The organism is Coprococcus sp. BIOML-A2, from assembly GCF_009875795.1.
GTDB classification, from domain to species: Bacteria; Bacillota; Clostridia; order Lachnospirales; family Lachnospiraceae; genus Coprococcus; species Coprococcus aceti.
In genome coordinates, this window is the sequence record NZ_WWSI01000001.1 from 873,160 (window position 1) to 898,910 (window position 25,751).

Genomic DNA, 25,751 nt, shown 5'->3' on the forward strand with positions numbered 1-25,751 from the left:
AATATTATGACAATGGGAACGGTTTTGGCATTAGTGGGAGCTGCGCTTGCAGTAATTCTTGCAGGCATGGGATCTGCATATGGAGTAGGAGTTGCTGGTCAGGCGGCAGCAGGTGTAGTAAGTGAGGATCCAAGCAAATTTGCAAAAGTTCTTATCATCCAGCTTCTTCCGGGTACACAGGGTATCTACGGACTTCTTGTTGGATTCATAGCATTGTCCAACATAGGAATCCTTTCAGGAACACCGAAGGAGCTCACAGTAGCACAGGGACTTATGATGCTTGCAGCATGTCTTCCAATAGCGGTAGTTGGTCTTGTATCAGCAATGCACCAGGGCAAGACAGCAGTTGCAGCAGTTGGAATAGTTGTAAAGAAGCCTGATCAGTTTGGTAAGGCGATGCTTTTCCCAGCCATGGTTGAGACATATGCGATCCTTGCACTTCTGGTATCAATTCTTGCGGTAAATGGAATCAAATTATAACTTTTTGTAAGGAGGATGTACTTTATGACGGGATTGGAAACAATCGTAGAACAGATCCTTCAGGAAGCGCAGAAGGAAGCTGAAGAGATCAAAGCTCAGGCTGCCAGAAACGCGGATTCCATCATTGCAAATGCCAAAAAGACTGTGGATAAGATGAATGAGGAGACCAGAGAGAAGGTTGCTCAGGCAGAAAAGTCCGGATCATTCAGGGCAAAGTCCTCATCAGAACTTAAGAAGAGACAGGCGATACTTGCGGCAAAGCAGTCCATAATTGGAAATATGCTGGATAAGGCATATGACGCAATGGTGGCGCTCCCGGATGAGGAGTATTTCCAGGTGATCGTCAAATGTCTGGAGAAGTCGGTACAGCCGAAAAGCGGAGAGATATGTTTCTCTGGGAAAGACAGAAAACGACTTACACCACAGACTGAGAAGCAGATAGAGCAGATAGCTACAGCTCATGGAGGAAGCCTTAAGGTGTCCAATGGGAACTGTGATATAGATGGAGGATTTATCCTGATCTACGGAGGAATCGAGGAAAACTGTTCATTCAGGGCGATGCTGGACGCGAACAGAGAACATTTGGCAGACAAGGTAAATGAATTATTATTTGTTGATAACAGATAGCTGGAGGTAGGCAGATGGCAGACAAATATATATATGCAGTTGCCAGGATCAGGGCACTTGAGATGACGCTTATGAGTCAGGCAGTCATAGAACAGCTCGTGGCCACGGATTCCTACAAGAAGGCGGTTCAGTTCATCATAGAGAAGGGCTGGGGCGATAGTGATAAAGCCAGTATGGATGAAAATGACATACTTAGGGCGGAGACTGACAAGACGTGGGCTGCTGTGGCTGAGATGGTGGATGATATGTCCGTGTTCGATGTCATAAGACTTCCAGATCTGTATCACAACCTCAAGGCGGCGATCAAGACTGTGGTTGCCGGGGAGACTCCTGCCCATGTGTTCTTCGACAATGCCGAGATAGACGGTCAGAAGATGCTGTCCATCGTAAGTGACAAGGCGTGGGACAGACTTCCAGAACACATGAGAGACTGCGCGAGGGAGGCTTGGGACTGTATGGCACAGGCTGGAGATGGACAGATGTGCGATGCTGTGATAGACCGAGGAACACTGCTGGCAATCATGCAGGCTGCAAAGAAGGCAGATGACAGCCTGCTCAGGGATTATGCAGAGACGACGGTGGCTGTTGCAGATATCAAGATAGCGGTGAGATCCATGAAGACAGGTAAAAACAAGGATTTCATGAAGAGAGCCATGGCGGAGTGCAATACTCTGGATATTGACAGGCTGGCGACGGCTGCGGTGGCTGGCATGGAGGAGATAGAGAGATACCTTGCAGATACAGCATACGCTGGTGGGGCAGAGGCACTTTCTAAGTCGGCATCGGCATTTGAGAGATGGTGTGACAACCGTATCATAGAAACGATAAAGCCTCAGAAGTACAACCCATTTACGGTGGGACCGATAGTGGCGTACATTCTGGCGAGGCTCAACGAGATAAAGACAGTCAGGATCATATTGACATGCAAGCTGAACCAGCTTCCGGAGGAGGCTATCAGGGAAAGGGTAAGGGAGATGTATGTATAAGATAGCTGTTATGGGCGATTATGACAGTATATACGGATTTGCAACTCTGGGCCTGGATACATTCCCTGTAGATAATCTGGATTATGGGGTCACGTTGCTGAAAAGGCTGGCGGAGGACAATTATGCAGTCATATATATGACCGAGGCACTGGCTTCGGATCTCAATAAAGAGATAGACAGATACAGAGAGGTTATGAAGCCTGCGATCATTCTCATACCGGGGATATCTGGCAATACAGGGGCCGGAATAGCGGGAGTAAAGAAATCCGTTGAGCAGGCTGTAGGCTCGGACATATTATTTAATGAAGAATGATTAGAAAATAATGGTGAAACGAGCGGATATAGGTAATTGCGAAATCGGTATAATTCGATTTTGATATACTAAACTGCCTCAATCATATCGGAAAGAGGATTCGCAATTATCTATGGAGCGAGTGAGTATAGAAGGGAGCGTGAGCTGTTAAGTGGCTACAGGAAAGATTAAGAAGGTCGCCGGACCACTGGTCATCGCTGAGGGCATGCGTGATGCAAATATGTACGACGTGGTGCGTGTAAGTGAGAGCAGACTTATCGGCGAGATCATAGAGATGCATGGAGATCAGGCATCAGTTCAGGTATACGAGGAGACATCAGGACTTGCACCGGGAGCACCGGTGGAGTCAACGGGAATGCCTCTGTCGGTTGAGCTGGGACCGGGACTTATAAGCAGTATATACGATGGAATCCAGAGACCGCTGGATGATATCATGAAGATATGTGGTAACAACCTGAAGCGAGGAGTTGAAGTCCCATCGCTGAAGAGAGATATCAAGTGGACATTTGTGCCGACTGCCAAGGTGGGTGATAAAGTGTCGGCAGGCGATGTGATAGGAACAGTTCAGGAGACTGTGGTCGTCACACAGAAGATCATGGTGCCTTATGGTGTGACAGGAACCATCAAAGAGATAAAGGCAGGAGAATTCACAGTTGAGGAGACTGTGTGTGTGGTTGAGACAGACAAGGGTGACAGGGAGCTGACACTCATGCAGAAGTGGCCGGTTCGTAAGGGCCGTCCATATCAGGAAAAGATACCACCGATCATGCCACTTATCACAGGACAGAGAGTTGTAGATACATTCTTCCCTATAGCAAAGGGAGGAGTGGCTGCGGTTCCCGGACCTTTCGGAAGCGGCAAGACAGTTATCCAGCATCAGCTTGCAAAGTGGGCTGAGGCGGATATCGTTGTCTACATCGGATGCGGAGAGCGCGGAAATGAGATGACAGATGTTCTGAACGAGTTCCCAGAGCTGAAGGATCCGAAGACCGGACATTCACTCATGCAGAGAACAGTCCTCATAGCCAACACATCGGATATGCCGGTTGCGGCCAGAGAGGCATCTATATATACGGGTATAACTATAGCTGAGTATTTCCGTGATATGGGTTACTCGGTGGCACTCATGGCGGATTCCACATCGCGTTGGGCTGAGGCGCTCAGAGAGATGTCAGGACGTCTGCAGGAGATGCCTGGTGAGGAGGGTTACCCTGCTTACCTCGGTTCAAGACTTGCACAGTTCTACGAGAGAGCCGGAATGGTCAAGACTCTCGGCAGCGAGGGCAGAACCGGTGCACTGTCGGTTATCGGTGCGGTTTCTCCTCCGGGTGGTGATATTTCCGAGCCGGTTTCACAGGCAACACTTCGAATCGTCAAGGTATTCTGGGGACTGGATTCATCGCTTGCGTACAAGAGACATTTTCCTGCCATCAACTGGCTGACCTCATACTCTCTGTATGTGGACAATATGGGCAAATGGTTCGAGGAAAATGTAAATGAAAAGTTCATGGTCGACAGACAGAAGATGATGACCCTGCTTCAGGAGGAGGCAGAGCTCGATGAGATCGTTAAGATGGTAGGTATGGATGCCCTTTCAGCGGGAGACCGACTGAAGATGGAGGCGGCGAGATCCATCAGAGAGGATTTTCTTCACCAGAACTCATTCCATGATGTGGACACATACACACCGCTTCACAAGCAGTTTCTGATGATGGAGCTCATCATGGCATTTTATGAGGAGTCAGCGCAGGCACTGGCCGGTGGAGCAAGCATAAGAAATATTCTGAACATGCCGATCAGAGAAAAGATCGGACGATTCAAATATGTGCTTCCTGAGAATGTGGATGAAGAGTACGAGAAGATATCCAGGGAGCTTGACAAGGAGCTTCAGGAAGCTATAGAGAAGGAGGACTAAGACTATGCCAAAGGAATATAGAACTATACAGGAAGTTGCGGGTCCTCTGATGCTGGTGCACGGAGTTGAGAATGTAGCTTATGATGAGCTGGGTGAGATTGAGCTGGCGGACGGCGAGATCAGACGATGCAAGGTCCTTGAGATAAATGGCGAGGACGCCCTGGTACAGCTCTTTGAGAATTCGACAGGTATCAACCTTTCAAACAGCAAAGTAAGATTCCTTGGAAGGAGTATGGAGCTCGGCGTATCAGAAGATATGCTTGGCCGTGTATTTGACGGACTTGGAAGACCTATAGATGGCGGCCCTGAGATACTTCCTGATGAGAGAAGAGATATCAATGGTCTGCCGATGAATCCGGCTGCCAGGAACTATCCGTCTGAGTTCATTCAGACAGGTATATCAGCCATAGACGGACTGAACACACTGGTAAGAGGACAGAAGCTGCCGATATTCTCGGCTTCAGGACTTCCGCATAGCCAGCTTGCAGCACAGATAGCAAGACAGGCAAAGGTGCGCGGAACAGATGAGCCATTCGCCGTCGTATTTGCAGCCATGGGTATCACATTTGAGGAGGCAAACTTCTTCACAGAGAGCTTCAAGGAGACTGGTGCCATAGACAGAACAGTCCTCTTCATCAACCTGGCAAATGATCCTGCGGTTGAGCGTATCGCCACACCTAGAATGGCACTTACCGCCGCTGAGTATCTTGCATTTGAGAAGAACATGCACGTTCTGGTAATCCTCACGGATATCACGAACTATGCGGATGCACTTCGTGAGGTATCAGCCGCAAGAAAAGAGGTTCCGGGACGCCGTGGTTATCCTGGATACATGTACACTGACCTGGCAACTCTGTATGAGAGAGCCGGAAGACAGAAGGGTAAGAATGGAAGTATAACCATGATACCGATCCTGACCATGCCTGAGGATGACAAGACTCATCCTATACCAGACCTTACGGGATATATCACAGAGGGACAGATTATTCTCTCAAGAGAGCTGTACAGAAAGGGAGTCACACCGCCTATCGATGTACTTCCATCACTGTCCAGACTTAAGGATAAGGGAACCGGTGAGGGCAAGACCAGAGGAGATCATGCCAGCACCATGAACCAGTTATTTGCAGCTTATTCAAGAGGAAAGGATGCCAAGGAGCTCATGACTATCCTGGGTGAGTCGGCACTTTCGGATATAGATATCATATATGCAAAGTTTGCAGAGGCATTTGAGAAGGAGTATGTATCCCAGGGGTACGGCACCGACAGAAGTATTGAGGAGACACTTGCCATAGGCTGGAAGCTTCTCTCCATTCTTCCTAGAGCCGAGCTGAAACGTATCGACGACAAGTGGCTTGACATGTATTACGGAAAGTAGTGGGTAGGCAATTTTGTGGGAAGATTGTGGAATATAGCATTCGACTGCATACCTGAGCAGGAGCGCTTTCGCTCGTTTCACCCTGCAGCGGTACTAGCGCTCGCATGCTCGCTGAGTACCGGCGGGCTCAAATGTCCTGCCCATGGTAATGCAGTGGATTGCTATATATTTAAAGCATTCGTGCAAAATTGCCATATACACGTTGTCTTTGTAATACATGTCAAGTAGCTTGAAAATATATTTGGAAGAAAGGAGAAGACAGATGGCTAATGTTGTGGTTAATCCAACCAGAATGGAGCTGACAAGGCTTAAGAAGAAGCTGGTCACGGCATCCAGAGGCCATAAGCTCCTGAAAGATAAAAGAGATGAGCTGATGAGGCAGTTCCTTGACATGGCAAGAGAGAATATGGAACTGAGAAAGAAGGTTGAGGCTGGCATCAAAGCTGCCAACACAGGCTTTGTAATAGCGAAGGCGGGTATGAATGAGCAGACATTGAGTACGGCGCTCATGGCTCCGAAGCAGGAGGTGCGGATCGCCCTTGGCGACAGGAATGTAATGAGTGTTGATATTCCTGTGTACGACTATAAGACGAAAAGCGCAAATTCAAATGACATCTATTCGTATGGATTTGCATTTACATCTGGAGAGCTGGACGATGCAGTGAAGTCCCTTTCGGATATACTTCCTGATATGCTGAGATTGGCGGAGGTGGAGAAGTCTTGCCAGATGCTCGCAGCGGAGATAGAGAAGACCAGAAGGCGTGTAAATGCTCTTGAGCATGTTATCATCCCGGAGACTCGGGAGGGAATAAAGTATATAAGCATGAAGCTTGATGAGAATGAGCGAAGCACCCAGGTCAGACTTATGAAGGTCAAGGACATGATGCTGGAGGAGGCTCATCACTACAAAGAGCATCAGTTCGAGCATGCGCAGTAGACAGAATGATATTTAAACTTATAGGACAAAAGTTTTGATAAAAACCGCCCACACCTCAGATAAATAAAGGGGTGTGGGCGGTTTGATCTTCTTGTGGACGGGAAATGAAAATAATCTGTATTTCCAGTTTGCGGGAAGCAAGACTGTTGCAAGAGTATCAAAGTATGAGATAAGCCAGATAGGCGACAAGGTTTCGTTCGTATTCATGCCACATAAGCTGCACTTCTTTGACAGTACAACCGAAAAAACAATCTAATCAAACAGAAGGAGGTCACAGTATGTATACATGCCAGAAGGCAGATGAATATATAGAAAAGAACAGAGTAGACAGAGCAGACAAGCCGGAGTTCCATCTTACAACTCCGGTGGGCTGGTTAAACGACCCTAATGGATTTTCCATATATGGAGGAAAGGCACATTTGTTTTATCAGTTCCATCCATACAGCACGGAGTGGGGACCTATGCACTGGGGACATTCCACCTCAGATGATTTTATAAGATGGGAGGAGCTTCCAACAGCACTGGCACCTGACTCGGATTATGATGCATTTGGCTGCTTTTCAGGAACTGCAATAGAGAATGACGGGAAGCATGTATTGTTCTATACAGGAGTAGTTGAGGAAAAACTGGCTGGTGGAACTAAGAATGTTATACAAAACCAGTGTATGGCTGTAGGCGATGGAATTAGTTATGAAAAAATATCCAGCAATCCTGTTGTTGATGGGAAGATCATGCCGGAGGAATGCAGCCGTGCTGATTTCAGAGATCCGAAGGTCTGGAAGGATGCGGACGGTAGGTACTATATGCTGGCTGGAAACCGGACATATGATGGAATCCCTCAGGTTGTACTGTTCTCTTCAGATGATATGTACAACTGGAAATTTGAATCAGTATTTGCAAAGGATGAAACAGGCAGATTTGGCGCAGTGTGGGAGTGCCCAGACTATTTTGAGATGGATGGACATAAGGTGCTTATAGTATCCCCACAGGACATGTCAGCAGATGGAGAGTTTCACAATGGAAATAACGTGGTATTCTTCACAGGCGATGTGGATGAAGAGAAACATATTTTCAAGTATGAAAAAGCGGTATCTGTGGACAGTGGATTTGATTTTTATGCACCACAGACTATAAGAACACCTGATGGACGAAGAGCGATGATTGGCTGGATGCAGTCTTGGGACAGCGTAAATACGCTGCCACGTGGACAGAAGTGGGCATGTATGATGTCAGTTCCAAGAGAACTAATGATCTCTGACGGCAAGCTGATTCAGACTCCGGTCAGAGAGCTTTGTGAATACAGGCAGAACAAGCTGGTAGTTAATGATACTTTGCGTGGTGAGAAGACATATGAAGGCATTAACGGCAGAGTTATCGATATGACAGTTGATATAAAGAAAGCTGAATGCGGACATTTTACAATGCACTTGGCAAAGAATGAGATTCATGAAACCAATGTCAGCTATACCACGGGAACACAAATGCTTGAGATAGACAGAACATTTGCGGGATGGATACGTGATACAAACTGTGTGCGCAAGGTCAAAATCAAGAATGGCAATGGACTTTCAAAAATGAGAATAGTGATGGATTGGAATTCCATAGAGATATTTGTAAATGATGGAGAACAAGTGCTGTCTACAGTTATATATACACCGCGCAATGCTCAGGATATTGTATTTGAAACTGACGGATGTGTGGAACTTGAGGTGGAGAAATACGATCTGAACATATAGGTCATATGCTCTGATTGACACAGAGGGTGATCGAATACCAGCTTGCAAAGATTAGAAAAACATCTGATTTTGCAGACTGGTATTTTGTTTATTTATCCAGCAAATATGCTGACTACATGTAAATGCGCAATGTCATAAATTTAAGCGTATTGAAAAAAAGTTAAGCTCTGTTATTCAATGCAGTTATGTTATACTTATAGTGAAAACACTGCTGAAAAGTGTGGTAGTGCATAAGTGCGGGGGCCTAAAAACGACTACTGTACTTATTAGGACTAAAACATCAGTAAATGTTGGGAAAACAAAGGAGAAATTGCATGAAAGTTCATAATTATAAAATAAAAAATAACTTTGAGCAGGCAGAGGGTGCAACTTGTGAAACGTGCAGAAAAATAACATTGAACGGAATAGGTCTGCTTTCCGGAGCACAGCTTAAGTATATAGCGTTCATTTCAATGCTCATAGATCATACGAATAAGACATTGCTGTATCCGTATCTGGATGGTGGAATAATATCGGCTGTAAGTGATGTATTTGATGTCCTGGGGCGGATAGCTTTCCCGATATTCATATATATGTTGGTGGAAGGATATTTTCATACGAGAAACAAGTGGAAGTATCTTGGAATGCTGCTTATATTTGGCGTGATATCTGAGATCCCTTATGACATGTTCTCCAGTGGCGTATTCTTTGAATGGAATGCAAATAATATTATGTTTACATTGGCGATGGTGCTGGCAATGATATGGATCATTGATGTGCTGAGGAAAAAAATGGAGAAGCTTCCCAAGGCAGTATGGTTTATAGCAACGATACCGATAGTTGCCATAGTGTGTCTTATATCGATGAATCTTGCGGTTGATTATGACTACCATGCCATACTTATAGGATATTTCCTGTATATATTTCATGAAAAGTCCGCAATTGCAATACCGTTCTGCTACCTGGCGATGTTCAAGGAACCGTGGGCACTGTTGGGGTTTGGACTGACTTTGACATACAATGGCAAGCGCGGCAGGCAGAATAAGCTGGTGAATTACCTGTTCTATCCAGTGCATATGCTGATACTCGGTATTATAAGGATGTGTCTTGGGCTGTGATAGATGAGAAGGAGCACGGAGGCGTTATGGAAATTGACAAAGAGCTGATGACAAAGATATATGACCTCAGGCGCAGGCTTCACAGCATTCCTGAGGCTTCGATGCATGAGATGCAGACTAAGGCGGTGCTCATGTCGTTTCTCAGGGAGAATACTGACCTTGAGATCGTGGATAGAGGTGCTTGGTTTTATGCGGTGCTGAAATCTTCTGATGACAGAATATGGGATGAAGAAAGAACACCGATCGCGTTCAGGGCAGACATGGATGCAGTGTGTGGGCAGGATGGAAAGCCGGGACATTACTGCGGGCATGATGGACATAGCAGTATATTATGTGGGGCTGCGGTCTGGCTGTCCCGTGCAATGGAGAAATGCGAAAATACGCATGTGTGTGATAGAAATAACGATTCCGGGGCAATTTGCCAGAATCAGATAATTAACAGGGATGTCTATTTTATCTTTCAGCCCGGAGAGGAGATCGGTGCCGGGGCAAGGCTGTGCAGAGATCTTATAATTGAAAAGAATATAGGTGAGATTTATGGACTTCATAACATACCGGGATATCCAAGAAATCATGTGCTGACGATAGATGGAACATTTGCATGCGCATCAACGGGGCTTGAGATACATATGATAGGGACAGCCAGCCATGCGGCATATCCTGAGGCGGGAAAGAATCCGGGGCCTGCGCTTGCCAGGCTGCTGCTGGAGATAGAGAAGCTTACGGAGGAGTACAACCGCAGCAGGGGATTTGTCAGGATGACGCTCATCGGAATGGATATTGGAAATGCCAATTATGGTGTGGCTGCATCAGAAGGAACGCTGCGTATGACGGTGAGGGCTGAGAGAGAAAAGGTATTTGCCGGGTATGTGGATGAGATAAAGCAGATTGCACAAAATACTGCGGACGATGGGGGCTTCACCCTTGATATACAGGAGATAGAGCGGTTCCCGGCAACGGAAAATCATGCTGTGAATGTGGACAAACTTAGAAAATGTGCTGCTGACCAGAATATTGTGGTTACAGAACTTGCTGAACCGATGAGGTGGTCGGAGGACTTCGGATACTATCTGCAGGAGACAAAGGGAGCATTCTTCGGCGTAGGCGATGGTGAGGATCATGCCCAGCTCCATACGGCGGGATTCGAGTTCCCGGATGAGATCATAGAGACAGCAGTTAAAATGTTTGTGGGGCTGGCGTTGATGTAGTGCATGTAAGAGATAGTAAGTTATTTTATGTTCAAAAATGGGGTAAAGACGTATGAAGATAAAATATGACAGGCGCGTAATGCGTATAATTCTGATTGCTGCGGTGGTGGTATCTATTCCTACACTTGCAGGAATGATCTGTGGTGTGTTTTTTGATGATATTGTCAGTACATTTTGCGATGTTATGATGGTGACCAGCGTTATTACATTTTGCCCTATGGTTGGTTTGTGGCTTGCCTACCTGGACGCATGGCTGTACCTGAGAGAACTGATCAAGGCCGGATATGAGGTTCCAGATGACAGAAGGAAATATAATTGTGTGCTGGAAAATCTGCCGAGAGAACGAGAAGATTATTGCATCGTTGATGGAAGGGACAGGGATAGCGTGATATCAGCATGTATCACGGCTGCATGTGCACTTTGTTTTGCAGTGGTGGTTATAAAGTATTATGTAGGGTGGTGGCGCTGGATCCCCGGAGTGTCGATTCCTGGAATATGCCTGTGTATTGTTGCTGTATTCTGGGTGGCTGGGGCGGTTGTATATTATAGGCAGTCTGACAATAGAAGATATAGAGGAAGGCTTGAACCAGTCGATGACAGAAAGGTAAGAACCTATCTGTTTAAGAAGATAATGACTGTACTTTTGGCTGGCTTTGTATCCGTGATTTTTGATCTGGCTATGTTTTCTGCGGCTGGTTACATGGCCAAAGCGCAGGTGGAGGCGGATGTTGAGAAGGTGAGATACGAGGTCGCTGGTATCAGCGATGTATCTCGTGACGGTCAAGATGGAACATACCAGCCAGGAGAGATAGACACGGACAAGCTGGGCATAGATTTTCGGATGAAAGACGGACATCTTGAATGGCAGTCAGAGCACGGGCAGATGAAGCTTACGTATGTATATACATGGAAATATGGGAAAACGGAAAGAAGGATTATCAGATGATACTGTGGAAACTTCCGAACTCAGGCATAAAAATACTCTTATTGAACAAAATAAATATAGAATGTGTTGCAGAATATTCTGAGGTTTTGCATAGCATGTCCTGAAGAGTGATGGATTATTGTGTGTGGAGGTTCGACATGACAAAAGCGGCAAAGATATATCTGGTGGTTCTCATATGGCTGTCAGCACTGGTGCAGCTGGCGGTACTTCTGATCTAGAATTTATTAGCTATTATCTGAATAGCGATTCGGATTTGACGGATTCAGTAAAATGTGACTGCCTCTTGAGTCATTCCGGCATTGTTCAGAATGAAATAACAGGTAACGACCTGTTTTGTTAAAGAATTAAATGAAAATATATATCATTACCAATGATTATATGTTAGAATAAATCGACTTTGTTTCAAATTGCAGGGATGCAGCCGCGAATATGCGGAATGTTTGGAGACAGGGTCGATTTTTCTGCATAAAATGCAGAATGATCTTCATGGATTTTGGGAAAAATAGGAAGTCTGTTAGCTATTTTACCCTGGATATCGTGCCTTAAAATGTATCTCGACATGGAGAGGCAGGTGGATAGGGCTACTAACCGTGATCCATGCCATCACCCGGTATCATAAAGGGGTTTTTTCTTAACATGTTTTTGATTCCCCGACAGTATGAGGGCAAGATAAAGTTGTGCTCATGCGAGGAGAGCTATCAGATAGGCTTTTCGTTATTTGCTCCCCGGGCTGGTGAGATATACAGCAGTGATACATGGAGCGTGGATTTGTTGTCCGCTGACGGCGGGGCGGTCGCTCTTGTCGTCCATTTGGAATGGCAGATGACAAATGCGCTTTGTTGGGGCACTGTAAGTAAGTGACGGAGTATGTCACGATACTTAAGGAGGAAATAAATGGAAAAAAACAACAATAATTCCAACAATATCATTGAATTGAAAAACATTGTCAAGACCTATGACAATGGATTCACAGCAGTTGACGGTTTTAACCTCGAAGTGAAGAGAGGCGAGTTCGTCACGTTCTTAGGCCCTTCAGGCTGCGGAAAAACCACGACACTTAGAATGATAGCAGGATTCGAGATTCCTACTTCAGGAGAGATATTACTGAATGGACAGGATATCAGCAAGCTTCCACCAAATAAGAGACCTATCAACACGGTCTTTCAGAGGTATGCGCTGTTCCCACATCTGAATATCTTTGACAACATAGCATTTGGCCTCAAGCTCAAGAAGCTTCCTAAGGCAGAGATCGTGAAGAAGGTCAAGAAGGTCCTTGAGATGGTTGACCTTGAGGGCTTTGAGGACAGAAAAGTCGCCACGCTTTCGGGTGGACAGCAGCAGAGAATAGCTATAGCGAGAGCTCTTGTCAATGAGCCGGAGATACTTCTTCTGGATGAGCCTCTTGGCGCACTGGATCTCAAGATGAGAAAAGAGATGCAGATAGAGCTCAAGGGAATGCATGACAGGCTGGGAATCACTTTTATCTATGTAACACATGACCAGGAGGAAGCACTCACCATGTCAGACAAGATAGTTGTCATGAGCGAGGGTGAGATACAGCAGATAGGAACTCCTGAAGATATATATAATGAGCCAAAGAATGCATTTGTTGCGGATTTCATAGGCGAGAGTAACATCTTCAACGGAATTATGACGGGCAAGTTAAAGGTAAGATTCTGTGGTGCAGAATTTGTCTGTCTGGATGACGTGGAGATTGGAACAAAGGTGGACGCCGTAGTAAGACCGGAGGATGTGATGATCACTACACCTGAACAGGGCGCTGTAAAGGGAGTTGTGACATCTGTTGTGTTCAAGGGTGTACACTATGAGATCACCGTTGAGTCCGGAAGGAATGAGATAGTTATTCAGACCACAAAGTCCGCTAAGGTTGGAGACAAGGTTGGCCTCAATGTTGAACCTGATGGAATACACATCATGATATCGGAGACTGCAATCAACAAGATTGAGAGCTCAGTCAATAGAAATTATGCCCTCGGCGTATTTGACGGTAAGGTATCATGCGATCTCACGGAGATCGTTCCGGGTTCAGCCATGAAGGATGGCGTGCTGGTGGATGCAAATGGTGAGACGATAGACCGTGAGAAGATCAAGGTAATAGTATCTATACTTCCAGAGGATATCGACATGAGTGATGACGAGGAAGCTGGTATAATCTGCGGACATATCATCAATCTTATATATAAGGGAGACCACTACAGCTATGTGGTGAGAACTGACAATGAGGAGGACTTTATCGTGGATGACGAGTACCTGTGGAACATGGAGGACAGAGTCAGCCTGATAATTCCAGAGGATAAGATGAAGTTTTCACTTAAGAAATAGATGGAGGGATGAACATGAACGGCTTACGTTTTTCAAGAAAACAGCTGGGCATCCCATACGCATTATTTCTCATATGCTTTGTAGTTGCACCACTGTTTGTAATTATTTATTATGCCTTCACCAACGGCGAGGGCAGGTTTACATTTGACAATCTGACGGGATTCTTTACCAGCCCGAACACCATAGGTACTCTGGCATACAGCTTTTTGCTTGCCATAGTGACTACTCTGGTGTGTCTGCTGCTGGCATATCCGATCGCATATATACTTGCGAGAAGTGAGATGAAAAGGAAATCGGTAATTGTCATGATGTTCGTGCTCCCGATGTGGATCAACTTCACACTGAGGATCACAGCACTCAAGGAGGTACTCACGGTTATAGAGGGCAATCTGGCATTCCACCCGTTTCTCAATTCGGTTATAGGAATGACATATGATTTTCTGCCATTTATGATACTTCCTATATACACAACCATATTGAAGCTTGACGGCAGCCTTATGGAGGCCGCTGTGGATCTTGGGGCAAATAGCTTCCAGACATTTGTCAAGGTTACACTTCCGCTCACCGTTCCGGGAATCGTCAGCGGAATAGTTATGGTATTTTTGCCATCTATGACTAACTATGTTGTGCTTGACATGCTTTACAACAGCACATACATCATGGGTAGTCTGATAGGAAGCTACTTCTCAGCATACAACTGGAACGGCGGTTCCATGATAGCACTCGTCCTTCTTGTGATAATACTTGTATTCACACTTGTGACAAACAAGTACACGGATGACGACGGCGGAAGCAGAGGAGGTGCGTTGTTATAATGAAGAAATGGTCTAAGATTATATTTATATGCATTATGCTTCTTCTCATATATATGCCTATATTGATACTGGCTGTTTACAGCTTTACAACATCGGCAAATATCGGAAGCATTCACGGATGGTCGCTTCACAATTATGTGACTTTGTTCACCAAGGACGAGCTGAGGTCAATGATCGTTGGAACTGTGTTTCTGGCCGCAGGTTCAGCACTGATAGCAACCATACTCGGAACACTCGGTGCCATAGGTGCTTTTTATTCAAAAAAATGGGCTTCAGCATCGATAAATGCCATGAATGAGGTGCCTGTTGTAAATGCAGATGTTGTGACAGGTTTCTCTATATGTATACTGCTCATAGTTGCATTTGGCATGAGCAAGGACAGCTATGTTCCACTTGTCATCGGCCATGTGGTTTTGTCGGCACCTTTCGTATATCTGTCAGTGGTGCCAAAGCTCAAGCAGATGGACAGCAGTCTGTATGAGGCTGCGTTAGATCTGGGAGCTACACCTTTCCAGGGACTCACAAAGGTAGTGATACCTCAGATACTTCCGGGTATTATTTCGGGATTTGCGCTGGCTGTTACACTGTCACTGGATGATTACTTCATCGCGACATACACCAAGCCTGCGACATTTGACACCATAAGTACTTACGTTGTAAATGCGACAAAAGGTTCACAGACGGAAGTTAAGACAGCCCTGTGGGCGCTCTCAACAGTCATATTTGCACTGGTTGTCATAATCGTTGTGGCTATGAATGTGGCCGGAAGAAAGAAAGAGGTGGAGCGATGATAAGACATAGATGTTTTGGACGTTCGATTTCCAGAAAGCTGGCGGCAGCAGTCATGGCTGTTTCATTGCTTGCCGGACAGATGCTGCCGGTAATGGCAGCGGAGGATACAGGAGATGCTGCTTCTGTCAAGAGTGACGGCGCATCTGCTACTGAAAAAGAGGTCACTCTCAGGGTGTGCAGCTGGGAAGAGTACATTGACGAGGGTGGTTGGGATGAAGACGAAGCCCTGGAACTGGACAATGGAACAACTATATTTGGTGAGAATTCCATGGTGGAGGATTTCGAGAACTGGTATTACGAGAATTATGGTGTGAAGGTGAATGTTCAGTATTCGTGCTTCGGCACCAATGAGGATCTCTATAATATGCTGACTCTCGGCGATGTGTATGATCTTGTATGTCCTTCGGAGTACATGATCATGAAGCTTATGTCTGAGAACAAGCTTGAGCCTTTGTCCGATGACTTTTTCGATGAGAACAACGACAAGAATTATTATATAAATGGTGTGTCGCCATACATCAGAGATACATTTGAGACGCATGAGATAAATGGAGAGACTTGGAGCAAATATGCAGCTGGCTTCATGTTTGGAATTACGGGAATTCTGTACAATCCGGAGAAGATGACCGCTGACGAGGCGGGAACATGGACAGTCCTCAACAACCCTAAGTTTGCAAAACAGATCACCATAAAAGACAATGTCAGAGATTCCTACTTTGCCGCAGTCGGAGCACTGCAGAGGGACAAGCTGATGGACACTGAATTCAGGGCTCAGGATGATTACTCAGAGCAGCTCAAGGATATCATGAACGATGTCAGTCCTGAGACTATAGCAAAGTCACAGGATCTTCTTCAGGACATAAAGGATAATGTGTATTCATTTGAGACTGACAGCGGTAAGGCAGACATGATAACAGGAAAGGTTGTTGCGAATTACCAGTGGTCAGGAGATGCAGTTTATGCCATGGATCAGGCTGAGGAGGATGGTGTGAAGCTTGACTTTGCGGTCCCTGAGGAGTGCACAAATCTGTACTTTGACGGATGGGTCATGCTGAAAAATGGAATAGACGGTGACGCTGACAGAAAGCAGGCGGCCGAGGCGTTTATCAACTTTGTGTCAAGACCTGACAATGCAGTCCGCAACATGTATTACATTGGTTATACCTCAGTCATAGCAGGTGGGGATGACGATACGGTATATTCTTATCTGGATTACACTTATGGTGCAGAGGATGACGAGGAGGATGTTGTTGATTATCCACTTGGATATTTCTTCACAGGGGACAACTCAGATCCTGACTACGTTCTCAGAGCTCCTGCGGAACAGGTCAACAGACAGCTTGGGGCTCAGTATCCGTCACAGGACGCCATAGAGAGAAGTGCGGTCATGGAGTATTTCGATGAGGATGCCACCAAGGATATCAACCAGATGTGGATCAACATCAGATGCTACAATATCAAAGATGTGCCGACATGGGCATGGTTTATTGTGGCAGCGGTGATCGGTGCACTGGCCGGAGTGATCGTATATCATAAAAGGTCAAAGAAATTTTATCTTGGAAAATAGAATAATATAAAATAAACGGCTGCCTTGATGGTATGTGGTTTTCGGTAAGAAAGGCCATATGCCATCGAGGCAGCCGTTTTAGTTTATGTGAGCGGCGAGGGAAAGGCTGCGTTGTTTCTGTGGTATTACAGCATCGAATAACCATAGCTGTTGACAATGGCTTCTATCTTCTTGCCGGCCTTACACATAGGGCACTCGTCAACGGAATAAGAAGCATAGTCGTCGATATCCTTCTTGCTGAACAGAGAGTGAACCTCGTGGCCCGCAACCTCGTCTGTAGCTGAGAAGATAGCTGATATTCCTGAGATGCTTCCACCGTAGTATTCAATACATTCGATGCTCTGCTTGATTGTCTTGCCGGTGGTTGCCGATGCAAGGAGAAGGAGAACGTTCTTGTTCTTGATCATTGGCTGAAGGTTATCACGGAATATGAGCTGGCCTGAAGAATGAACCTCAGGTGTCATGATGTATATGGTCTGGTGCTGGTTCATGGACACGATACCGTTCTCTGTGAGGGCATTTGCAAGGTAAGCACCGATAACCTCTGTTCCGTCCATGCAGACGATGGTGTCAACGATCGTTGTTGCAACATACTCTGTAGCCATGGATTTGGCAGCAGCGAGAGCCATCTTTCTTCTGCTTTTGATGGTTGTCATATCGATGTATCTGTTGATGTGGGAATGGTTAGTTGCAAAATGTCCGTCAACTACTTTGATGTCCAGTGCATTGTTATAAGACGATGTGATCTTGGTTGTCATGTTTTCCATAGTTTAAATTCTCCTTTTCTATTATTATGTTGTCTGTAAATAAAACAGTAATTTCCTAGACTATTTCCAGCACGGTGTTGACCAGCAGGTCATCCTGTTTTGGATTCATAAAACAGAATCTTATGTATTTGTTGTCAAGTCCGCCTATATCAGCACAGCTTCGTATATAAAGACCCTTTGGCATGCAGTAATCCACCACATCACCCGCGGAAATAGCATCCCTCAGGATACGGATCAGTATGAAGTTGGCGGCCGGTTTGTACAGCTTGATCGACTTGTGGGTGGACAGTGCCGAGTACACAAGGTTGCGCTCGGTTCTGATGAGCTCTCTTGATTCGGCAATGTATTTTTCGTCGGTGAACATGGCAACCCCGGCGGCCTCCACAAGCTTGCCTATCGCAAATGGCAGTCCGGTGATCTCAAGTGTTTTCTTGAGAACAGGATTCGGTGTGATCATATATGCCAGCCTGAGTCCGGGAACTGAAAAAAATTTCGTTGTGTTTCGCAGCACGATAACATTCTCGTATTCCGATGTGAGAGGAATGGCAGAATTACTCTCCAGATCATCAACAAAATCCATGTATTCCTCGTCAACGACCATGGTTATGTTATTGCCATCGCATATCTTGGCTATAAATTCCAAAGACTCTGCATCGATTATCTGTGATGTTGTACCATTAGGATTCGATATAAATATAATATCGATGTCCTCTGACAACTTCGATATAAAATCTGCGATATCGAGGGTGAAATCCTCCTCCTCAGGTGTGGAGTAGTAGATTATCTCACAGCCGTTCATAGAGAGCAGCTTTTCGTAATTCTGTGCTCCAGGTGTTATCAGGATAGCTTTCTTAGGCGAGGTAAATTCGCACAGTATCTTGACAAATTCATAGGAGCTACCGCCGACGATTATGTCGTCTGTCTTTGCTCCGGAGTATGCGGATATGGCCTCCTTTAATTTCTTTGTGGTGTGATCAGGGTATACTGATAACTGACTCATGTTGTCCGCAATAGCTTTAGTAACAGATTCGGGAACTCCCAGTGGATTCATGTTAAGATCTGCACGAACAGTTTCGACCTGACTGAGGAGATTCTCTGTTTTTAGATTGATAACCCCATTTTTCATAAAAAAACCCCTTTTTCAGTTGTTTTAAGTTATTTTTCTGTATATATTGTTTAAAAAGAGACAATATTTTGTTATAATCTGAATATATGTCTTTTTGTCAATTATACCGATTGGAAGCTTCAAATACAACCACTATGAGTGATTTTTGACAAAAATACAATAGAAATAGATACAGGAGACCAGACGATGAAGGGAATAGTTGAACAGTATGCTCGTGGTGAGTTTAAGGTTGACAGACCAGCGGTAGCCATATCAGTCAGCAAGATAGAATTGAATATCGAGGCGGGAACTGTGTATGATGGAGAGTTTACAGTGGATTCTTCAAACAGTTGTGCAGTGAAACTGATGGTATACGACAGCCGCTATATACTGGATTTCAAGAGTCACACATTTGTGGGCAGGAAGAACAGAGTCAGCTATTCATTTGACGCCCGAGGAATCGAGCAAGGCAAATCCTTCAAGGGTCATATAAATATAATCACTGATGGGGGAGAGTTTATCATCCCTTATCATATAGCTATAGTCGCTCCATATATTCAGGTCGAGGGTAAGAAGCTCGAGGATCTGTTCCAGTTTGCAGCATATGCAGAGGAGAACTGGGAGGATGCCATAAGGATATTCGGAAGCGAGGATTTTGTACGCACTTTTATAGGCAGGGATGAAAAGCTTCAGAGGGTGTATGACACACTGGGAATGTCACTGTCCATAGGACAGGCCATGGAGGAATTCCTTGTGTATACACACAAGAAGAGGGCACTCACACTGTCCGTGGCTCAGAACGATCTGCTGGTTGAGATGCCATCCGAATTGGTCAGGGCATCGGTTACGATCACCAAGAACACCTGGGGTTACACGAATACCAAGATAGCATCGGACTGCGATTTCCTCATACCGGAGACCAGCGTGCTGAAGTGGAACAGCTTCGATGGCAACACATTTGACCTCAGTTTCCTCATAGATCCGCAGAAGATCCACGACGGGGAGTCATCGGGTTACATTTATATATGGAACACTTATCAGAATATGAGAATACAGGTGAGCATCAGAAAGCCTGAGGTCATCAAGATGACTCCAAAGAGCAGGCAGACGAGATTCACCATCAAGAGGGCGGAGGAGACTCTGATCCGTGCATATATTGACTTCAGAACGGACAAGATCGATCTGAAGAAGTACATAGCGGAGACCAGAGATGCCCTGAACACCCTTATAAAATACAGACCGGAGTATGGCATGTACAGGCTGGGACTGCTCCATATGCAGATCCTGGAGGGACACACGGAATTTGTCGAGCAGGAATTTCTGAGAATAGATGCGGATGCCAATTTCACAAGCATGGAGGACATGGAGAAGTGTTATCTCAGTTACCTGAAGTCGCTTCTGCGCAGGGAGAAGTTCATCATAGACAGAACTGCTGCCATGGTCAGAGAAAGATTTGAGGCAAATGACAAGAACAGGCTGTTCTATTTCTGGATACTGTTATTTGTGGATGTGAATTATACAGAGGACAAATGGGTTCTCTACGAGGATATACAGAAGCTGTTTAACTCAGGTGTAAACAGTCCGGTAATATACTTTGAGATATGCGACATGTTCAACAAGCAGCCTCTCATGATGAAGAAGATCGCACCGCTTGAGATCGCAGCCCTCAGATGGGGCATGAGAAATGAATTTGTTTCAGAGGATGTCATCGTGGAGTTTGTCAAGACTGCTTCGAGACAGAAGGATTTTGACGAGCAGGCATTTAAGATGCTTGAGCAGATATACGATATGAGGCATGACAGGACGACTCTGGATGCCATTTGTGGAATACTGATCAAGAATAAGATGTACGATCCGTGTTATCACAGATATTACAGTGACGCATCGGACAAGGATCTCAAGTATGTTGGCCTGAATGAATGCTTTATCAGGAGCATGGACAAAAACCACTACGATGAGATACCGGAGGCTATACTCAGATATTTCAGTTACAAGAACGTTTTGACGGACGAGGAGCTGGCATATATATATGCAAATGTCATCATGAACAAGGAGAACCAGAAGTCGGTGTACAGGGATTTTGTCCCTGCCATTGAGCGTTTCATGGAGAAGATGATACTTCAGGGAAATGTGAGCGATGACCTGACAGTCATATACGATGAATTCCTTGATCCTGATACGGTGAAACCGGAATTTGCCACAAAGCTCATCAACATAATATTCAAGAGAAAGTTCGTGTGTGATAATGAGAATATAACACACATACTGGTATCCCACAGTGAGCTTGGCGGAGAGGTCAAGGTTCCGGTGGTTAATGGTGAGGCATATGTAGAGATAATATCGCCGTCTGCCATAGTCACACTTCTGGATGACAACGGCGGCAGATATGTGAGCACCGTACAGTACAGAATGGAGAGAATCGTAGACGAGAGGAGCTATCTGGACATTTGTCACGAGTACAGTCCAAGGGATTACAGATACCTGTTGTTCCTCTACAACGATATAGATATATTTACACACAGGGATGCAAAGGAGATAAATCTTGCCAGAGATATCGCACTCTGCCCTGAGGTGAGCTACAGGGTGAGACAGGAAGCGCTTACCCATATGGTTGAGTATTATCATGAGAATTTCGATGCGGACATTCTCGGAAAATATTTGTCCAAGATAGATCTGGATTACGTGGATCCTTCATATGCTTCCAGGATAAATACATATTATATAGCTCTGGATATGTATGAGAATGCATTTGAGGGAATGTACAGATTTGGCTATGTGGATGTGGATATAGATGAGCTGATCAAGATAGCCGAGTTTGGAATCGATGACAAGAGATACGATGAGAGCAGGCTGCTCATATCCATATGCGTGTATATATACAGGAGAGGGTACGCCGGACAGAAGATACTGTCATATCTCATCAATAATTACAACGGATCACTCGAGGAGATGGCAAATCTCTTCAAGTCGGTCAATTCAAATTACAGAAATATTGATATGCTGTCTGAGAACATACTCGCACAGATGATGTTCGCGGACGGATATATAGAGTCCATATACGATATATTTGAGGTGTACTATCGCGGCCGCAGCCGAGGCATGGTGGTGAAAGCTTTCCTCAGATATTGCGCGCACCAGTATTTTATAAAGGATCAGAAGATCCCTTCATATATAATGGAGGATCTGTACAAGGAGATCGCCAAGGGCAATATAAAGGACGAGATATCCAGAATGAGCCTGCTGTATTATTTTAGCAACCGAAGTGGACGATACACTGAGGAGCAGCAGGAATGGATCAAGGCAAATGTAAAACAGTTTATAGAATACAGCAAGATACTTCCGTTCTTCAGAAAATTTGAGTCGATCGTAAAGCTGCCAGGGGATATGAGATTCAAGACATATGTCATATTCAAGGGTGAAAGCGGAAAGCAGGTATGGGTCAGCTACAGCTTTGGACAGGAGAGCAGCAGTATGGCAAACTACAAATCCGAGAGGATGAATGAGATAATTCCGGGAGTGTATGTTAAGGAAGTTGTCGTATTCCACGGAGAGTCGCTTGTCTACTCCATCGATGGAGTGGTTGGAACTTCAGTCGTGGTTGAGAGCGACATACTCAAAAATGAGACATTCCATAAGGATGGAAGCAGCAGCTTTGAACTTATCAATAGCATGCTGGTTAGCCAGGAGACAAGAAATGACCATGAGCTCATACAGGCAATGGACACATATCTGTACAACAGCCATTTCTTCGACGCCAATTTGATGTTGCTTTAACTTTTTGATTTTTCACAAGGAGGGGCATAATTTATGTCTGACACACAGTTATATCTGGGTCTGGATCTTGGCCCGGAATATACACAGCTTAGTTATTATAATGTTGACACGCGGGAGCCGGAATCGGTGTACCACAAGGAGGCGAGGGATACATATATGCTCCCTAACATCATGTTCTACAGCGCGTACAACAAAAAGTCGGATGACGGACAGAGTGAAGCTTACAAGTTCATAGATCTGGCGGGCTGGTGTGCAGGGGCGAAGGCTTCAGCCTGCAGGTTCGAGGAAAATGGAACGGTTGTGGATCAGGTGTATGAGCGTACCCTGAGAAATGAGAATATAGAAGTTGCGGGGCGTAATTATAAGGCGGGAGATCTTCTTGTGAAGATGATGATACTGCATATAAGACAGTTTACCGAGCAGTTTGAGGGTTTTGTGATAAAGAAACTGACAGTCACAGTGGCTGACACAGATCCGCGCATCATAGCTGCAGTCAGAGGACTTAAGTCGGCACTCCGTCTGACCCATGACCAGTTTAATATAGTGAGCCATCTGGACAGTGGCCTGTGCTATATATTTGCACAGCCTGAGCCGCTCAGGAATAACAGCGTGGGACTGTTTGATTTCGGCAGGAGCGGGCTGGATTTTTACAGGATAGATATGACAAGGAAATATCCTTTGATAGTGACCGTTGAGCATGTGAACTTCCATGACAGGATGAACATGAAAAGATTTGGAAAATACCATGAGGATATGGATGAGGCATTTGCGGATATAGTTAAGGAATGTATGTCACAGGTGTTTATATCCTCTGTATTCCTCACGGGAATAGGATTTGCTGACAACTGGATGAAGCAGTCGGCGGCGGTTCTGTGTCAGGGCAGAAGGGTATTTGTTGGACAGAATATATATACAAAGGGTGCATGTTACAGATCGCTTGGCGGTGTGTACACGGAGGCGCTCAGCAGATATTTTATAGATACGGAGCAGACGGTCAAGACAAATATCGGAATAAATCTCATGGATGAGAAGAAGACGTTCTGGCCGATAGCATACGGCGGGCTTGAGTGGTTCAACACCCGCGGAAGCATAGAGGTATTCCTCGACAACACAAGAAGGATACAGATCGTATACCAGGATATACTGACTGAGGAAGAATGGCGGGAGACTGTGGAGATATACGGACTTCCGGCGAGACCAAAGAAGACGACAAAGCTGTCGATATCCGTGGAGTATTATGGTGCGGATAAGGGCGCGATAGTCATCCGTGATCTTGGATTTGGAAGTTTGTATCCTACCACAAATAAGATATACAGAAAAGAATTTGACATAGGAGCCATCAGGAGAAAGCATGCGGAGAAGCTTGAGGCGGCGCGAAGGGAAGAGGAGCTCAGGATACGCATGGGTGACACCGAGGAACTGAGAGGCGAAGATCCGGCGGTGGAGCATGGTAATGCAAAGACGGTGGAAGCCGAGCCGGAGGTACATGAAGAGCCTGTGGTATATTACGGAACAGCGTCACCTGTGGAGCCGGAGACTGTGGAAGAGCCGGATGATTTCGGAACGGAAGCAGAGGATGTTGTGGAAGAGATTGACGACGATGCGGGGGATATGACGGAGGCTGAAGAGTTAGAAGATGATGCGGTCTCTGATCCTGAGAACATTTCAGATGAAATTGATGATGACGAAACGGAATCAGTGGATGCTGCATATGAGGTAGATGATGACGAAACGGAATCAGTGGATGCTGCATATGAGGTAGATGATGACGAATCAGAATCAGATGACATTACAGACGATGCAGATGACAGCGAGATTGAGATCGACGAGTCAGAGCCGGACGATGAAGAAACCATAGATGAAGAGGATCTGGATGACGAAGATTCCGATGAGTATGAGCAGAGTGCGTTCAGCATCCCGTCATACCTCAGAGGACAGCATTTTGATCCGGGAGAGTGATACACATATGAGTGGAATTATTATTTGTAAGACAAAGACAGCGGACAATCCGTACACATTCCTCAATACGAAGATAACCATATATTCATATGAGGAGCTGTGCTACTACATATTCAACAATATGGTGCTCATAGGTAAAGACGACCTTGCGGACAGACTCAGCAACTGGCTGAGAACGGCCATAGACATGGAGGATCTTGCAGACAAGATAGACGCGCTCAATGCCAAGAATGCGTATATCCAGGATATCATGGTGGAGATACTTACATTTGGTGAGTTCTACAGCAAGGATGAAGTGAAGGAATTCATGGACGAGTGCAAGAGGATCAGGACTCTCAAGCCGTATGAGCTGGACAAGAAGAGAGCTGACAGCTACATGATGTACAAGCATTACATCAAGGCTGACGCCATATACGATGACATCATAGAGTACAAGGAGTCACATGGTGAGTACGATGAGTTCCTTGGAAATATATATCACAACAAAGGCGTTGCGCTGGCGGGCAATCTTCAGCTTGAGGAGGCAAAGGATGCTTTCATCAGAGCATTTGCGCTGAATAAGAACAATGAGTCATTGATAGAATACTTCTGTGTAATGGCGGTGACGGTGGACACGGCGACACTCCAGAGGGAGATAAGAAAGCGCGGTATGCCGGCCGGATTCCTGGACGATCTGATGAACGAGATCGCTGATTCAAAGGAGGATGTACATGAGATGTCCATATACAACAAAGTCCAGAAGGCTGTGTACAACAGAATGCACGGCGACATAGAGGACTATGACAGGCGTATGAATTCCATCCTGAGTGCACTCAAGGATCAGTTCAGAAACCAGATAGGATGACTTTGTGCTTGACGTACAGCCAGCCTATGTTGTACTATCACAATGAATAAAGAAGATATATGCAAATGCTGTGACGAAGAGGAGTAGCATGTGGAGTCAGACAGAGAGAATGGTTCGTGGGCTGTGAGACCGTTCCTGACAGAGACTTGTGAAGGTAGCTTCTGA

General features: G+C 45.5%; 22 protein-coding genes and 1 other annotated feature (1 of these 23 running past the window's edge). Of the genes, 20 read left to right on the top strand and 2 right to left on the bottom strand.

Going from position 1 to position 25,751, the window contains the following annotated elements:
- The first annotated feature begins 6 nt into the window (after positions 1–6).
- The 17 genes from GT575_RS03845 to GT575_RS03925 all read left to right on the top strand — a co-directional run bounded on the left by GT575_RS03845 (position 7) and on the right by GT575_RS03925 (position 17,137).
- On the top strand, positions 7–480 hold the full coding sequence (locus GT575_RS03845; protein ID WP_004850778.1) for a V-type ATP synthase subunit K: 474 nt from the start codon (positions 7–9) through the stop codon (positions 478–480).
- Between the two features lie 24 nt (positions 481–504).
- Complete coding sequence (locus GT575_RS03850; protein WP_055222458.1) at positions 505–1,107, top strand: V-type ATP synthase subunit E; 603 nt, start codon at positions 505–507, stop codon at positions 1,105–1,107.
- A 14-nt stretch (positions 1,108–1,121) separates the two neighbouring features.
- On the top strand, positions 1,122–2,093 hold the full coding sequence (locus GT575_RS03855) for a V0D/AC39 family V-type ATPase subunit (RefSeq protein ID WP_015534272.1): 972 nt from the start codon (positions 1,122–1,124) through the stop codon (positions 2,091–2,093).
- A complete protein-coding gene (locus GT575_RS03860) occupies positions 2,086–2,406 on the top strand; it encodes a V-type ATP synthase subunit F (RefSeq protein WP_022217532.1) in 321 nt (106 codons plus the stop codon). The genes GT575_RS03855 and GT575_RS03860 overlap by 8 nt, the downstream gene beginning before the upstream one ends.
- Positions 2,407–2,557: 151 nt before the next feature.
- Positions 2,558–4,321 (top strand): V-type ATP synthase subunit A, encoded by a 1,764-nt coding sequence (locus GT575_RS03865; protein ID WP_022217533.1) that lies wholly within the window; start codon positions 2,558–2,560, stop codon positions 4,319–4,321.
- Positions 4,322–4,325: 4 nt separating this feature from the next.
- A complete protein-coding gene (locus GT575_RS03870; protein WP_004850771.1) occupies positions 4,326–5,696 on the top strand; it encodes a V-type ATP synthase subunit B in 1,371 nt (456 codons plus the stop codon).
- Positions 5,697–5,958: 262 nt separating this feature from the next.
- The gene (locus GT575_RS03875; protein ID WP_004850770.1) at positions 5,959–6,633 is read left to right on the top strand and encodes a V-type ATP synthase subunit D; all 675 of its coding nucleotides are present in this window, start codon (positions 5,959–5,961) and stop codon (positions 6,631–6,633) included.
- 82 nt (positions 6,634–6,715) lie between these two features.
- Positions 6,716–6,889, top strand: coding sequence for a hypothetical protein (locus GT575_RS03880; RefSeq protein WP_227135321.1), 174 nt, complete (start codon positions 6,716–6,718; stop codon positions 6,887–6,889).
- A 22-nt stretch (positions 6,890–6,911) separates the two neighbouring features.
- Positions 6,912–8,369, top strand: coding sequence for a glycoside hydrolase family 32 protein (locus GT575_RS03885; protein WP_161171511.1), 1,458 nt, complete (start codon positions 6,912–6,914; stop codon positions 8,367–8,369).
- A 314-nt stretch (positions 8,370–8,683) separates the two neighbouring features.
- Positions 8,684–9,466, top strand: coding sequence for a TraX family protein (locus tag GT575_RS03890; RefSeq protein WP_015534268.1), 783 nt, complete (start codon positions 8,684–8,686; stop codon positions 9,464–9,466).
- Positions 9,463–10,674 carry a M20 metallopeptidase family protein gene (locus tag GT575_RS03895; RefSeq protein ID WP_161171512.1) on the top strand — a complete coding sequence of 404 codons (1,212 nt, stop codon included), beginning with the start codon at positions 9,463–9,465 and terminating at the stop codon, positions 10,672–10,674. Before GT575_RS03890 ends, GT575_RS03895 begins: the two co-directional genes overlap by 4 nt.
- A gap of 52 nt (positions 10,675–10,726) precedes the next feature.
- Positions 10,727–11,620 carry a hypothetical protein gene (locus GT575_RS03900; protein WP_161171513.1) on the top strand — a complete coding sequence of 298 codons (894 nt, stop codon included), beginning with the start codon at positions 10,727–10,729 and terminating at the stop codon, positions 11,618–11,620.
- A gap of 636 nt (positions 11,621–12,256) precedes the next feature.
- Positions 12,257–12,481, top strand: coding sequence for a hypothetical protein (locus GT575_RS03905; protein WP_015534264.1), 225 nt, complete (start codon positions 12,257–12,259; stop codon positions 12,479–12,481).
- 33 nt (positions 12,482–12,514) lie between these two features.
- Positions 12,515–13,963 (top strand): polyamine ABC transporter ATP-binding protein, encoded by a 1,449-nt coding sequence (gene potA, locus GT575_RS03910; protein ID WP_161171514.1) that lies wholly within the window; start codon positions 12,515–12,517, stop codon positions 13,961–13,963.
- 14 nt (positions 13,964–13,977) lie between these two features.
- Positions 13,978–14,778, top strand: coding sequence for an ABC transporter permease (locus GT575_RS03915; protein ID WP_015534262.1), 801 nt, complete (start codon positions 13,978–13,980; stop codon positions 14,776–14,778).
- Entirely contained in the window at positions 14,778–15,569 is a 792-nt protein-coding gene (locus tag GT575_RS03920; RefSeq protein WP_015534261.1) for an ABC transporter permease, read from the top strand. The genes GT575_RS03915 and GT575_RS03920 overlap by 1 nt, the downstream gene beginning before the upstream one ends.
- Positions 15,566–17,137 carry an extracellular solute-binding protein gene (locus GT575_RS03925; protein WP_055271937.1) on the top strand — a complete coding sequence of 524 codons (1,572 nt, stop codon included), beginning with the start codon at positions 15,566–15,568 and terminating at the stop codon, positions 17,135–17,137. The genes GT575_RS03920 and GT575_RS03925 overlap by 4 nt, the downstream gene beginning before the upstream one ends.
- Before the next feature lie 125 nt (positions 17,138–17,262).
- On the opposite strand, the gene GT575_RS03930 is transcribed toward GT575_RS03925, so the two are convergent.
- Both GT575_RS03930 and GT575_RS03935 read right to left on the bottom strand, forming a co-directional pair.
- The gene (locus GT575_RS03930; protein ID WP_022217543.1) at positions 17,263–17,904 is read right to left on the bottom strand and encodes a phosphoribosyltransferase; all 642 of its coding nucleotides are present in this window, start codon (positions 17,902–17,904) and stop codon (positions 17,263–17,265) included.
- A 55-nt stretch (positions 17,905–17,959) separates the two neighbouring features.
- Entirely contained in the window at positions 17,960–19,030 is a 1,071-nt protein-coding gene (locus GT575_RS03935) for a pyridoxal phosphate-dependent aminotransferase (protein WP_161171515.1), read from the bottom strand.
- A gap of 186 nt (positions 19,031–19,216) precedes the next feature.
- On the opposite strand from GT575_RS03935, the gene GT575_RS03940 reads away from it, so the two are divergent.
- From GT575_RS03940 to GT575_RS03950, 3 genes are read left to right on the top strand one after another with little or no spacing between them, the layout of a single operon-like run.
- Positions 19,217–22,783: a DUF5717 family protein gene (locus tag GT575_RS03940; RefSeq protein ID WP_161171516.1), complete on the top strand. Its 3,567-nt coding sequence runs from the start codon at positions 19,217–19,219 to the stop codon at positions 22,781–22,783.
- Positions 22,784–22,816: 33 nt separating this feature from the next.
- Entirely contained in the window at positions 22,817–24,742 is a 1,926-nt protein-coding gene (locus GT575_RS03945) for a DUF5716 family protein (RefSeq protein ID WP_161171517.1), read from the top strand.
- Between the two features lie 7 nt (positions 24,743–24,749).
- Positions 24,750–25,586, top strand: coding sequence for a hypothetical protein (locus GT575_RS03950; protein WP_117549702.1), 837 nt, complete (start codon positions 24,750–24,752; stop codon positions 25,584–25,586).
- A gap of 61 nt (positions 25,587–25,647) precedes the next feature.
- Positions 25,648–25,751: a binding site (T-box leader), on the top strand; it runs 112 nt beyond the window's last position.